Origin of the sequence: Agrobacterium vitis, assembly GCF_013337045.2 — a bacterium.
Lineage (GTDB): Bacteria > Pseudomonadota > Alphaproteobacteria > Rhizobiales > Rhizobiaceae > Allorhizobium > Allorhizobium vitis_B.
Genome location: NZ_CP118259.1, coordinates 2,301,220 through 2,314,705 on the forward strand (window position 1 = coordinate 2,301,220; position 13,486 = coordinate 2,314,705).

At 57.1% G+C, this 13,486-nt stretch carries 12 protein-coding genes; 8 read left to right on the forward strand and 4 right to left on the reverse strand.

What is annotated here, in order from left to right:
• Nucleotides 1–31 precede the first annotated feature (31 nt).
• Nucleotides 32–964 (forward strand): extensin family protein, encoded by a 933-nt coding sequence (locus G6L01_RS11160; protein WP_071206196.1) that lies wholly within the window; start codon nucleotides 32–34, stop codon nucleotides 962–964.
• A gap of 15 nt (nucleotides 965–979) precedes the next feature.
• Here the strand turns inward: G6L01_RS11160 and G6L01_RS11165 are convergent, their stop codons facing one another.
• Both G6L01_RS11165 and G6L01_RS11170 read right to left on the reverse strand, forming a co-directional pair.
• On the reverse strand, nucleotides 980–3,166 hold the full coding sequence (locus tag G6L01_RS11165) for a TonB-dependent hemoglobin/transferrin/lactoferrin family receptor (protein WP_070166460.1): 2,187 nt from the start codon (nucleotides 3,164–3,166) through the stop codon (nucleotides 980–982).
• Between the two features lie 222 nt (nucleotides 3,167–3,388).
• Entirely contained in the window at nucleotides 3,389–5,056 is a 1,668-nt protein-coding gene (locus tag G6L01_RS11170; RefSeq protein WP_070166461.1) for a formate--tetrahydrofolate ligase, read from the reverse strand.
• An 841-nt stretch (nucleotides 5,057–5,897) separates the two neighbouring features.
• Here G6L01_RS11170 and G6L01_RS11175 point away from each other — a divergent pair.
• Both G6L01_RS11175 and G6L01_RS11180 read left to right on the forward strand, forming a co-directional pair.
• Nucleotides 5,898–6,575: a helix-turn-helix transcriptional regulator gene (locus tag G6L01_RS11175; RefSeq protein WP_174089245.1), complete on the forward strand. Its 678-nt coding sequence runs from the start codon at nucleotides 5,898–5,900 to the stop codon at nucleotides 6,573–6,575.
• A gap of 39 nt (nucleotides 6,576–6,614) precedes the next feature.
• On the forward strand, nucleotides 6,615–7,064 hold the full coding sequence (locus tag G6L01_RS11180; protein ID WP_139190223.1) for a PAS domain-containing protein: 450 nt from the start codon (nucleotides 6,615–6,617) through the stop codon (nucleotides 7,062–7,064).
• 38 nt (nucleotides 7,065–7,102) lie between these two features.
• On the opposite strand, the gene G6L01_RS11185 is transcribed toward G6L01_RS11180, so the two are convergent.
• Nucleotides 7,103–8,212 carry a DUF2333 family protein gene (locus G6L01_RS11185; protein WP_070166464.1) on the reverse strand — a complete coding sequence of 370 codons (1,110 nt, stop codon included), beginning with the start codon at nucleotides 8,210–8,212 and terminating at the stop codon, nucleotides 7,103–7,105.
• A 203-nt stretch (nucleotides 8,213–8,415) separates the two neighbouring features.
• Complete coding sequence (locus G6L01_RS11190; RefSeq protein ID WP_070166465.1) at nucleotides 8,416–8,994, reverse strand: thymidine kinase; 579 nt, start codon at nucleotides 8,992–8,994, stop codon at nucleotides 8,416–8,418.
• Between G6L01_RS11190 and G6L01_RS11195 the strand changes: the two genes are divergently transcribed.
• The 5 genes from G6L01_RS11195 (at nucleotide 8,987) to G6L01_RS11215 (ending at nucleotide 13,445) form a co-directional block, all read left to right on the forward strand.
• Nucleotides 8,987–9,229 carry a hypothetical protein gene (locus G6L01_RS11195; RefSeq protein WP_139190222.1) on the forward strand — a complete coding sequence of 81 codons (243 nt, stop codon included), beginning with the start codon at nucleotides 8,987–8,989 and terminating at the stop codon, nucleotides 9,227–9,229. The genes G6L01_RS11190 and G6L01_RS11195 overlap by 8 nt on opposite strands.
• A gap of 105 nt (nucleotides 9,230–9,334) precedes the next feature.
• Nucleotides 9,335–10,306, forward strand: coding sequence for a choline ABC transporter substrate-binding protein (choX, locus tag G6L01_RS11200; protein ID WP_081344158.1), 972 nt, complete (start codon nucleotides 9,335–9,337; stop codon nucleotides 10,304–10,306).
• Between the two features lie 306 nt (nucleotides 10,307–10,612).
• Complete coding sequence (gene choW / locus G6L01_RS11205; RefSeq protein ID WP_060719909.1) at nucleotides 10,613–11,458, forward strand: choline ABC transporter permease subunit; 846 nt, start codon at nucleotides 10,613–10,615, stop codon at nucleotides 11,456–11,458.
• Complete coding sequence (gene choV / locus G6L01_RS11210) at nucleotides 11,455–12,498, forward strand: choline ABC transporter ATP-binding protein (RefSeq protein ID WP_070166466.1); 1,044 nt, start codon at nucleotides 11,455–11,457, stop codon at nucleotides 12,496–12,498. The genes choW and choV overlap by 4 nt, the downstream gene beginning before the upstream one ends.
• Nucleotides 12,499–12,713: 215 nt before the next feature.
• Nucleotides 12,714–13,445, forward strand: a complete 732-nt coding sequence (locus G6L01_RS11215) for a HugZ family pyridoxamine 5'-phosphate oxidase (protein ID WP_070166467.1) — start codon at nucleotides 12,714–12,716, stop codon at nucleotides 13,443–13,445.
• The last annotated feature ends 41 nt before the right edge of the window (nucleotides 13,446–13,486 follow it).

A 13,486-nucleotide genomic window follows, 5' to 3' on the forward strand; every position in this document is an offset into this window, starting at 1 on the left:
CTCCAGCGACAAACCTTGGGGGAACGACGTAATGAGATGCAAAACGCTGCTGCTGGCCTTAAGCCTGATATGCCTGAGCGGCGCATCTCTCCCTCCCAAAGACGCCCTCCCCGAGCAGGGGCCCATTCCCGATAGCAAACCGAAAACCGCAACCGATACGCCAGATGCATCCTCCGGCGTTAAAGGCCCCAACACAAAAGCTGATGTCGACAAGCCCGGCGATACATCGGCCTCGGTTCCGGCACCGGACACTGTTCCCGTGCCGACGCCCTCGCCCGCCGCGCCAACCCCAGCTCCTGCCCCTACCCCGGCCTCACCTGCCCCAGCCCCATCAGCAGAGCCGGCTCCGGCCCCAGCTCCAGCTCCGCCTCCACCGCCGCCAATCATGACGGAAGACCCGCAGGCCTATAATCAATGCCTTACGGATCTGAAGGCGGCAGGCGCGCAATTTACCGAACGGCCCCGGATTGATGACGGCGATGGCTGTGGCATCGACAAGCCGCTGGAGGTGACGGAAATCCTTCCTGGCGTCAGCCTGAAGCCCAAGGCGACGCTGCGCTGTGCGGCGGCACTGGAACTGTCGGAATGGATGCGCACTCTGGTTATTCCCGCCGCCGATCAGGCGCTGCCCGACAAGGGGCGGCTGACAGCTGTAGACCAGGCCTCCTCCTATATCTGCCGTAACCGCAATAGCCGCAGCGATGGCAAGATGTCCGAACATGCCAAGGGCAATGCGCTGGATATCGCCGGTTTCGAGTTTGAAAAGGGCGACGTTCCGATGAAGATCGTTCCGGACAGCGAACCAACCCTGCCCGGCGCTTTCCAGCGCACCATCAATTCCTCGGCCTGCCTGTATTTCACCACAGTTCTGGCGCCCGGAGCGGATGAGACCCACAAGGACCATATGCATCTTGACCTGATCAAACGCCGCAACGATTACCGCGTCTGTCAGGAGCCGAATTGACTGAAACCGGATCTCTCAGAACTTCTGAGAGATGGCGATCTTGAAATAACGCCCGGCTTCGGAATAAAGCGCATTGGCATTGGAGACGTCCTTCACCTCAAGCGCGTCGTAATATTGCTTGTCGAACAGATTGTAGACACCGGCCTGAAGGCGCAGGCCCTTGGTCTGTTCCGGCTCCCACCATCCCGTCAGATTGACGACGCCGTATCCGGCTGGCTTGGTGGAGGCGCTGGAGTCATCGGAGACGGCAGCGGCGGCCACCAGGCTGACATCCGCGCCCCAGGTCTGCCGTTCATAGCCGACACCGACAATGGCTTTCAGCGGCGCTACCGTGCTCAACAGCTCGTCGGTATCCAGATCCACGCCACGTGCATAGAACATTGAGCCATGCAGGTTGATGCCGTTGGTGAAGGTCTTGTGGCCCTCAATCTCGACGCCGCTGATGCGGACATTGGCGCGGTTGATATATTCATAGGTCCCAAGCACATAGCCCGTCGTGCGGATAACGTCCGAGGTGTCGATGAAATTCTTGTAGCGGGTGGTAAAGGCGCTGATCCGCCCGCCGAAATCCTCGTTGCCAAGATTGGCACCGACATCGAAGCCCCAGCTGGTTTCCGGCTTAAGGTCGGGATTGCCGATTGAGCGGTAGAACGGCGAATTGTCGTAATCCACATAGAGTTGGTAGGCGTTAGGCGACTTGAAGGCCGTGGAGAACTGGGCGTAAAGCTCGGCATCCGGCGTCACCTGCCAGGCGGCGCGCAGTTTGGGCGAGAGGTGGGCGCCATCCTGCCCCTCAGGCATGGTTCCCTTATAGCTGTCGGTCTCCTGCGGGTCTTCCTTGTACCAATCGAGGCGCAGGCCGGGCGTCAGTGAAACCGGGCTGTTGCCGAGCGAAATCTTGTCCTCGACAAAGGCGCCGAGCTTGTAGGAATTGATATCAGGCGAATAGGACTGGTTGGTGTGGTAATAGGCGCAGCCTGAAACGTAGGTGACTGAGCAGGTATCCTGACCAGCGAGATAATAGCTGCTCTGACTGAAGCGAATATCAGCGCCGAAGGTCAGCTTGTGGTTCAGCGCACCCGTGCTGAAATCGGAATTGGCATAGCCGTTGAAACCGTAATCGCGCTGTTCGCTTTCCATGAACCGCTCGTAAATGCCGATTGGAGCCGTCAGGCGGTAGCTGGTTGTGCCTTCCAGGCGGGTGGCGCGCTGCCAATAGAGGGTGGCGAAGGCGCTGTCGATCCAGCTATCAGCAGAGGTGCTGTTATAGACATAATCGAGCGAAACCCGGTCGCGGCCCTTGTCCTGGATATAATCGTAATCGCCAGCGCGATAGGTCGTGCCGTAACTGGTATTGGACTTGTAATCCTTCTTGGAATTATAGTCGTAATGCTCTGCCGTCAGACCGATCGTATGACCGCCTTCCAGCTCCTGGCGGATCTTGAACAGGAAATTGCGGTCGTTATAGCTCATCGGATCGGCTTCCGTCCGGGTTCCGCGCGTGCCGCCGACGTCACCGGTCGTCTCGGTCTCATGGCCGTATTTGTAGGAAGACTGGAACAGTACCGAGGTATTGCCGAATTTCTTGGCAATGGCCCCGGAGGCGGTGAGCGAGCGGTCCGAGCCGTCATAGCCGAGCTTGGCGATGCCGCCAAAGCTCTTGCCGTCGCCAATCAGGTCTTCCGGCTCATAGGTATGCAGGAGCAACGCACCGCCGAGCGCGCCGGAACCGGCCCGGCTGGAATCGGCGCTGTGCAGCACATCCACAGATGATAGCGAGTTGAAATCATAGGTATCGGCCCCGCCGCCATAGCTATAAACGCTGTCGAAGAAATAAGGCACCGGAATGCCGTCGATGGTGGTCAGTACCCGATCAGCCTCCAGGCCGCGAATGTTGACGCTCTTGGAATTCTTCACATAGGTCACGCTCGGCTCGACCGTATTGCCGAGGTCGTCGACATCATCGATCTGCTTCTTCTGCAATTGCTCAGCCGAGGTATGGGTCGCCACCGGCGTGTCTTCCACGGAACCCTTTACAACCTTCTGGCCCTTGACGGTGATGGTCGAAAGCTCGGTCTGGCTGTTGGAGCCACCGTTTTCCGCCGTTTTTGCCGCTTCCTGCGCGATGACAGGCACGGTCGCATAGAAGGAGCAAAGTGCCGTGCAGGCAAGCAGAACAGGTCGAATTCCCCGAAAAGACATGGTGCAAACTTTCAAAACGGCGCACGAAACCCTTCGACTGCAGGGCAGTGCAGCCGGTTTCGCACGCAATTGGTCGTCCCCGAAACAAAGACGCGTCAGACTTGCGCGCCTTAATTCGGACACTTAGTAAACATGATTTTTTATGTCAAGATTAAAAACATGATTAAATAAATCATGTTATATTTTGCACTTTAGTGATGTAAAACGACGAAACACTATTCTTTAAAACAGGCCTTCGACCAGTCCCTCGTCATCGAGCCGGATGGTTTCGGCGGCCGGCTTTCTCGGCAGGCCGGGCATGGTCATGATATCGCCGGTAATGGCCACCACGAAACCGGCGCCGGCCGATAGCCGCACGTCGCGCACATGCACGTCATGGCCATCGGGAGCACCGAGCAGCGACGGGTCGGTGGAGAAGGAATATTGGGTCTTGGCGATGCAGACCGGCAGGTTGCCATAGCCCATGGCCTCGAACTGAGCGAGTTGGTCGATGACAGCGCGGTCCGCAGTGACACTCCCTGCGCGGTAAATCCGCTTGGCGACCGTCTCTATCTTGGCAAACAGCGGCATGTCGTCTGGGTAAAGAGGCTGGAAATCGGCAACGCCGCTATCGGCCATGGCCGACACTTTCCTCGCCAGTTCCTCAATGCCCGCACCCCCTTCGGCCCAATGGCGGCAGAGTACGGCTTCGACGCCGATACTGGCAGCATAATCCTGAAGGGCGGCGATCTCCGCCGGCGTGTCGGACAGGAAATGGTTGATGGCGACGATAACAGGCACGCCAAAGCCCCGGACATTTTCCACATGCCGCCCAAGGTTGACAGCACCACGGACCAGAGCGCCTACATCCTCGCGGCCAAGCTCCGTTTTGGCGACACCACCATTCATCTTCAGCGCCCGCACCGTGGCGACGATGACGGCCGCTGCCGGGCGAAGACCGGCCTTGCGGCATTTGATATCGAAGAATTTTTCAGCCCCCAGATCGGCGCCAAAGCCCGCTTCCGTCACCACATAATCGGCAAGCTTCAGGGCGGCCCTCGTCGCCACCACCGAATTGCAGCCATGGGCGATATTGGCAAACGGCCCGCCATGCACCAGCGCCGGATTGTTTTCCAGCGTCTGCACCAGATTGGGCTGCATCGCCTCTTTCAACAGCACCGTCATGGCTTGATGGGCATGGATGTCGCGGGCATGCACGGGCGTCTTGTCACGGCGGTAGCCGATGACGATCTGGCCCAACCGCGTTTCCAGATCGGCCAGATCGCGAGCCAGACAGAGAATGGCCATCACTTCGGAAGCAACCGTGATATCGAAGCCGGTTTCGCGCGGAAAGCCGTTGCGCACGCCGCCCAGGGCGCCAACCATCTCCCGTAGCGCCCGGTCGTTCATATCGACAACACGGCGCCAGGCGATGCGGCGAGTATCGAGATCCTGCTCATTGCCCCAATAGATATGGTTATCGATCATCGCCGCCAGCAGGTTATGCGCGGAGGTGATGGCATGGAAATCGCCGGTGAAATGCAGGTTGATGTCTTCCATCGGCACGACTTGAGCCCGACCGCCGCCAGCAGCGCCCCCCTTGACCCCGAAACAGGGACCAAGCGACGGCTCGCGCACGCAGACCATGGCCTTGGCACCGATACGGTTCAGCCCGTCCACCAGACCGACCGTGGTCGTGGTCTTGCCCTCGCCAGCCGGTGTCGGATTGATTGCCGTCACCAGGATGAGCTTGCCATCCTTGCGATCCGCCAGCGAGCGTAGGAAAGAAGCGCTGATCTTAGCCTTGTCATGGCCATAGGGCTGCAAATCACCGGGGCTGATTCCCAGACGCTCGCCAATCTGCGTGATCGCAAGCTTCGATGCTGCACGTGCAATTTCAATATCCGACATCAGCCTCTTAACCCTGTCTCTACACCGTTTCCGGCACATATCTTTCAGGCAGCTCGTGCTACAGCGCCGTGCGTTTTATAAGACGCACGGCGCTGTAGCATTTTAAATCTGCTGCACGTTTACCCTTTATATCAAGTCTTCAAGATGCTCACGCATCCCTGCCGCGAAAGCGTTGAAAATATCGCAAAAGCATCCGGCGCTTGAGATATTTGCAAAGGCAATACGATTGTCCAACTTCCATGGCGCATCGTATTACCGCATAATTCAGCGCGCCCGGTAGAGCGTGACGCAAAATTTCTCGTGCGTGCGGAAACCCTTGAAAAATCCATGAAACGGCCCATCCCGACGAACCCATCGGCAGAGGTAAAAGAACAGCCTAAATCATCACAAAAGCCCTGCGTGACGCATCCCATTGCGAGGTAGGATTTTACGAATAAGAAGTTATGCGGGCATTAAGCGCAGCAAGCTCAACAGAAGGCGCTTATTTTCGCAGGACACGTTATTACCTTGACTTTTAGGGGGACTGGAGCTCATTTAACTCTCGCCACAATACATTTCCGACCGAAGCGGCACAGCGGAAGAATGCAACCGAAAGCAATAATATCTACTGCCAACTCAACTAAAACGAAATATATATATTTTTTCCCTAATGAGTTCACAGAGTTTTGAAAGACATTTTTCGAAATTAATCGATAAGAACTTTCGAAAGCTCTAGGATTTAATATATAAAACCTCCTTGATATAAACCTACTCGCCACACACGCCGCCCCTACCTCAAATTCAGTCGCCCATCATGTTGATTGCCGAGCGCCAAACACTGCTCAGTACAGAAATAACCGCAATGGAAAGCCGTGAGCATTGCACGGAGGTCCTGCGTAACGTTGCTCAGGCGTTTGGACTGTCGCATGGCAGTATCATGCTCGCCCCTTGTGCGACCGATGTGCATCTCATGCCGCTGGTCATGGAAACCACCTTGCCGATTGAATTCGGCCATGAATTCGACCGCCATCAATTCGTAAAATTCTGTCCGGTGGTCAAGAAATTCGCCGGCTCGATCCTGCCGCGAACCTGGGACATGAAATTCAGGGAACCTGATGACATGGCCGAGGAATGGCCAACTGCCATGCGCGACCTGATGCTGCGGTTCAAACTGATCGTCGGCGTTGTCTTCATTTTTCCCTCCCTTGATTCCCGGCTGTATTTCATGCGGTTCGATGGGGACCGGTCGCCTCTCTCCCAATGCGAAGTCAATGAACTGGGCATGCTGGCAATGGCAGTTTTCGACACCTATGACCGCCTCCGCCGCACGGAATTGATGAATGTCGATGTTCTCTCAGTGCGCGAGTTGGAAGTGCTTCGCTGGACGGCGCAGGGCAAAACTTCGGTCGAAATTGGCCAGATCCTCAGCCTCTCTGACCACACCATAAACGCGTATATGACAACAGCTATGAAGAAGCTGGATTGCGTCAACCGGACGCAATTGGTAGCAAAGGCCATTAGGCTGAAGCTCATTCATTAATTCATTTGCTTCAGCCAAGCCAAAAGGGAGGCTTTTCACTTGGCTTGGCGCTCGAACAAACCGCGGCCTTGTCCGCTTCAAGATTTTCATTCAATTGGATTGCAGGACTGTGATGTCGTCAATCTCACCCAGGCCATGAATATCTGTGGCTTCTGGCGACTGGATATAGATCAGGGCCATTTATATGGCACGCCGCATGTGTCGAAGCTCTACGAGCTAGACCATTCTGAAGGTCCATTGAATGTAAAGGATCTTTGCGACCGTATGCACCCGCAGGACGTAGACCAGGTGATGGACAGCTATTATCGCGCCGCCACCAGTCGTGGTGTTTTCCACAGTATTCACCGGATCATCACCACAAGCGGTACTTTGAAATATATTCGTACCGTCGGTCTCTATCATCCCGTGGAAGGAGGATCAGGCGAATATCGCGGCATGCTGCATGAGTTGTTTCAACTGGAGCCCACAGCAAGCTTCATCGAATTATAAGACATGGCCCGGCGGTCTGTCCGCCGGGCCATTAACCGTCAGCGTTGCAGAACGGCTCGCAATTCCACCATATTGGCGCGTACGCGCAACGTGTAGAAGCCCATGGTTGAGAGATGGTTCGGCATGAACAGCCCGTCCTCGCTGCCGTTGGAAACAATCATCGGTTGAACCTTGAGTGCGGCCTCGAACTGCTTTTCCAGCTCCGCCCAGATCGCCGTCAGGTTACGCTCGCGCACCACATCGATGAAATCGGCCTTTGCCGCCTGAAACAGGGCGTATTGTCCATAGAGCTGGCCATAGGCGAACCAGAAACGGTCGTCGGCCCGCGTGTCGAACCAACCACCATTATGCTCTTCCGAGCGGCGGCGCAGAATGTCGGAGGTATTGCCGAGGTCGCTGGCCAATCCATCGAGCAGTTTGACAAGATTGTCAGCCCGGGCATCGAACACCGCCTTGCAGGTTTCCAGATCGGAATTGAACCCACGCCAACTGGTGATTGCGGCGCGATAATAGCTTGGCGTCGGTGTCTTGAACCCGAACGGATTGGAGCCGAAATACCAGGTGCCTTCGTTGAACTGGATATTGCCGCGCGCATCCTGCAAATCGGTATTGATGCCGGACGTGCCCCTCACCCGGCCAAGATCGTCGGCCAGCACGATACCGACCCGGCGCGCCACCTGGTTGATACCGCGCTGGAACGATGCCTTGTTGTCGAAGAACGGTGTATCGTCCCAGCTCATCCCGAACAGGCCGAGCTTGTAGAGCAGCGTCGAGGACACCCAGACATTCTGATTGACATTGGAATCCGTCAGGTCGGCAACCGTGGTGACGATAGCGGAATTCTGGCAGGTGCCGGGCTTGTCGGCGATCTGCTGCCCGGCGGCAACCTTGCGGTCGCCAAAACCATAGGCCTTGGCAAAGGCCGGATCAAAGCCATACCAGACCTGGGTGCGCCACAAAAACTGCCCATAGGCCGCAATCAGCACCAGGACGATCAGGGCGACAGAGCCACGGAAAATATAGGCCCGCTTGCCCGCTTCGCTATGGCGGGCGCGGAAGGGCCAGGCCACCGCCGTGTAGAGAAGATTACCGCTGCGCCGAAGCGCTCCCCAGAGCCCTCGGAAAAACCCCGTTAGCGCATTCAGCATCTGCCCTGTCTCCCGTCCTATGGTCATGGCAACGGCGGACGCGTAGCGTCCGGTCACTGCTCAACAGATATGTCTGCCCATCAACAATAACAACGATAAACCGCGTTTTTAACGACACAAGCTTTTCAGGTGGCGATATTTTTGAAAAACAACCTGTTGGACTTGTCGACTGTCAAATCTCGGCGCCAACGTCAACCCGAGCGTCACCCATTGAACAGTTCATCCCAATGCAGGCGGCAGAAGGACACATATTTCTCGTTGCCGCCGACCTCGATCTGCGCACCCTCGCGCATCACCTGGCCGCTGGCATCGAAGCGAGCATTCATCGTCGCCTTGCGGCCGCAATGGCAGATCGTGCGGATTTCGCGCAATTCATCGGCAATGCCCAACAGCAGCCGGGAGGCGGGAAACAGCTGACCCTGAAAATCCGTGCGCAACCCATAGGCCATGACCGGAATGTGCAGGCGGTCGGCAATCCGCGCCAATTGCCAGACATGGCCCTCACTCAAGAAATTGGCCTCGTCGACAAAAACGCATGCAATCGGCTCCCTTGCATGCATGGCCTCGACCACGGCAAACAAATCGGTTTCCGGCTCGAAGGTTTCGGCCGGGCTGGACAGCCCAATGCGGGAAGCGACGCGGCCACGCCCGGCCCGATCATCCAGTGCGGCGACAAAAATCACCGTGCGCATGCCGCGCTCCTGATAATTGTAAGAGGCCTGCAACAGCATGGTGGATTTACCGGCATTCATGGCGGCATAATTGAAATAGAGCTTGGCCATTGGCACCGTTTCCCTGGGCTTTCGTGTCTCGCGCCGCCATGCAGCACAAAAACAGGGCGGTTTTAACCCGAAAAATCAAAATTCCCCCGGTTTCTGCGCAGAGGAAAGGCAAAATCCTTGCCCGAAATGCACAGTCCCAAAAAAAATTCAAGGCTGGAGACTGCGGTTCGGCGCAGTTCTCGCCACGGGCCTTACCCCTGGATTTGCGGCGATGCAGCACATTTTTAAGGTGTGATGACAAAATGTCGCAAATGGCCCCTATAGACCGGCGCGAACACGCAGGCTTGCCTCGGCTGTTTATGTATTGATAATGCCGGGAACTAAAAAAGGGAGCATAATAATGCCGATTGCCAAGACACTGAAATTTGCACCGACGAAATACGCACTGGCCCTGGCCGGATGCGTCGCAGCATTCAGCTCCGCTGCCTATGCGGCTGAACCTGCCAGTTGCGGCACCGTTCGCATCTCGGATGTAGGCTGGACGGATCTGGCCTCCACCAATGCCTCCTTCGTCACCGTTCTGGAGGCATTGGGTTACAAGGCCGACGTCAAGACGCTCGGCGTGCCCGTGACCTATTCCTCGATGAAGAACAAGGATATCGACGTCTTCCTCGGCAACTGGATGCCAGCTCAGAAGGAAGCCATCCAGCAATATCTCGACGACAAGTCGATCGACAGCGTCGCCGTCAATCTTGAAGGCGCGAAATACACGCTGGCCACCAATGCTGCCGGCGCCAAGCTCGGCATCAAGAGCTTCAAGGATGTCGCTGCTCACAAGGCCGAGCTTGATGGCAAGATCTACGGGATCGAGCCGGGCAATGAAGGCAATGGCATGATCGTGTCGCTGATCGACGGCGACAAGTTCGGCCTCAAGGGCTTTAACGTCGTCGAAAGCTCCGAACAGGGCATGTTGAGCCAGGTGACCCGCGCCGACAAGGAAAACAAGCCGGTGATCTTCCTGGCCTGGGCGCCGCATCCGATGAACACCGCCCACCAGATCACCTATCTCGCCGATGGCGATGACACGGTGTTCGGCCCCAATTACGGTGGCGCGACGGTTTATACGGTGGCGCGCGGCGGCTATGCCAAGGAATGTCCAAATGTTGGCAAGCTGTTGACCAACATGAAGTTTTCGCTCGACATGGAAAATGCCATCATGGGCAAGATCCTCGATGATGGCGAAGATGCCGACAAGGCTGCCAAGACCTGGCTGAAGGCCAACCCGACCGTGATCGAGCCGTGGCTGGCTGGCGTCACCACCAAGGACGGCAAGGACGGGCTGGCGGCTGTCAAGACCAAGCTTGGTCTCTAATCACCACTGGCAGTCTATCCAATAATCGCCGCTGGCCGTCTGCAAATGGCAATTTCTGCACTTGAATGATGCAATCGCATTTCCAAACGAAAAACTGCTTCGCACTTTTCCTGGAATGCTTGTACTCACGTACCTTAAGTACGCTCCGTTCCGGTTCTCGAAATCACCATTTTCGCCTGGCCAGCAGCAATTTTTGAACAGACTGTGAAAGATAGCGTCAGGGGCGAAACATTGCGCCCTGGCATCGCTATTCGTTATTCTCTTTTTTTACGCATTTCCTGCAAATGCTCGAAAGGATGCGTTTCAGTGGATTGGCTGACTGATTTCAAAATTCCCATCGGCCCCACCGCCAAAGTCGTTGTCGACTGGCTGACGGCCAATGGAGCCTGGTTTTTCGACTGGCTCTCCCACCTCATTTCAAGCAGTATCGATGGCGTTCTGTTCGTGCTGCAATATCCCCACCCGCTGGTGACGGCACTTGCCATCAGCATTATCGCCTGGCTGCTACGCCGCTCCCTTCTCGTGGCGATCTTCACCTTTCTCGGCCTGGCGCTGATCATCAACCAGGGCTATTTCAAGGAAACCACCGAGACGCTGGCGCTGGTTCTGGCCTCCACCGCCGTCTGTATGGTGATCGGCGTGCCGCTCGGCATCCTGGCCGCGCGCCGGACATGGATCTACGCGCTGATGCGCCCGGTCCTCGACCTGATGCAGACCATCCCGACCTTCGTCTATCTCATCCCGGCACTGATCCTGTTCGGGCTCGGCATGGTGCCCGGTCTGATCGCCACGGTTATCTTTGCCGTCCCCTCGCCCATCCGCCTCACCCGGCTTGGCATCGTCTCCACCCCTTCCTCCCTGGTGGAAGCGGCGGTTGCCTTCGGTGCCACACCGACCCAGGTGCTGCGTAAGGTGGAACTGCCCTATGCGCTGCCACAGATCATGGCGGGCCTGACCCAGACCATCATGCTGTCGCTGTCCATGGTGGTGATTGCCGCTCTGGTCGGCGCTGCCGGTCTCGGCGTTCCGGTGGTACGGGCGCTGAATACTGTCAATATCGCCAGAGGTTTCGAAGCGGGGCTCTGTATCGTCATCCTGGCAATCATTCTGGATCGGATGTTCCGCATTCCGTCGGCGGGAGATGACCAATGAGCGATGCAGTCATCTTCGGAAATGTCGATATCGTCTTCGGCGATCGGCCCCAAAAGGCGCTTGCCTTGGTCGATCAAGGCCGGACACGCGACGAGATCAACAAGGAAACCGGCCTGATCCTCGGCGTGGCCAATGCTTCGCTGACCTTGAAGGAAGGCGAAATCCTGGTGCTGATGGGCCTGTCCGGCTCTGGGAAATCGACGCTGCTGCGGGCCGTCAACGGGTTGGCGCCTGTGGTGCGCGGCTCGGTGTCGGTCAAGTCGCGCAATGGCTTTGTTGATCCCTACCAGGCCAGCCGCAAGGCGTTGCGCGACCTGCGCATGCACAGCGTCTCGATGGTGTTCCAGCAATTCGGCCTCCTACCCTGGCGCAGCGTTGCCGACAATATCGGCTTCGGGCTGGAATTGGCGGGCGTTGGCGAAAAGGAACGCCGGAAAATCGTTGCCGAGCAATTGGAACTGGTCAACCTGACGCAATGGGCCGACCGCAAGGTGGATGAATTATCCGGCGGCATGCAGCAGAGGGTTGGCCTGGCCCGCGCCTTTGCCACCGGAGCGCCGATTCTGTTGATGGACGAACCGTTCTCCGCGCTCGATCCGCTGATCCGCACACGCTTGCAGGACGAACTGCTGGAATTCCAGCATCGACTGAAAAAGACCATCCTGTTTGTCAGCCACGATCTGGATGAGGCCTTCCGGATTGGCAACCGCATCGCCATCATGGAAAGTGGTAGGATCATCCAATGCGGCACGCCGCAGCAGATCGTCCAGAATCCGGCGGATCAATATGTCGCCGATTTCGTGCGCAACATGAACCCGATCAGCATGCTGACCGCGAGAGATGTCATGACCGCCGGCACCAGTCATACGCCGGGTCTCGGCGTCACCGCCACCGCCGCGCCGGAAACACCACTGATCGATATTCTCGACGCCATGGCCCGCCAGCCAGGGCTCGTCGGCGTGGTCGAGAATGGCACAGTGATCGGCGCGATCGGCGCGCAGGATGTGGTCTCGGCCCTGACCCGGCACCGCCAGACCTGACGTAGAAGGCTGAAAACACAACGTTGTGCGTAGAAGGCGCAGAACGACACCATGAGCCAAGGGCCGCCACTTGCGGCATCATGCGTTTTATCAAACTCGTGATGCCCTGAGCTGCGGCCCTTGACGCTTTCGCGTGAAGGACCACTGGGATATGGTCAAAGCTCCGTCCTGCCCCATAGCCAGCCCTCACCCAGCCGTAATCATGAGACCGCCCGATGATCGACCGTCCCTCTCCCATCCGTCCAACTGACGACGAGGCGCGGCGCCAGGCGCGAACCCTGTTGCGCAGCGCCACCCATGTCCCCTTGGGCGTTCTCGATCCGCAATCCGGCGGGCCTTTCGTCAGCCGCGTTCTGATGGGCACCATGCCGGATGGAACGCTGACTGTTCTGGTCTCGCGCCTCTCGGCTCATACCCGGGCGATGCTGGCCGATCCGCGCGTATCGCTGCTGGCCGGCGAACCCGGCAAGGGTGATCCTCTCGCTTATCCGCGCCTCAGCGTGCAGTGCCTGGCGAGCGCGGTGGACCCCGATAGCGACATCCATCAGGCAATGCGCCGCCGCTTTCTGGCCCGTCATCCCAAGGCCAGGCTCTATATCGATTTTCCGGATTTTTTGTTTTTTCAGCTCATGCCGCAGCGCGCCGCATTGAACGGCGGGTTCGGAAAAGCCTTCCTGCTGGATGGAGAGGATTTGTTGATTCGAACAGAGCTTACGTTCGCCGACGGTAAAACCGAGGCCCAAACCATACAAGATTTAGGGTATAGACTTCTGCAAATCATAAAAAATCCCCCCTATCATACGGGGCAAAAGTCGAAGGGAAAAGTCACAATCTGCGGGTTGGATGCGTCGGGAATCGACTTTTTTTGGGGTAAAACGCTGTTTAGATGCGAATTTGAGCGTGAAATTGTGTCTTTGGACACACACCCTTCACTCCAAACTAATTAAGATGAAACGATACCTTAAATTTAGGCATATACAATCCTCCT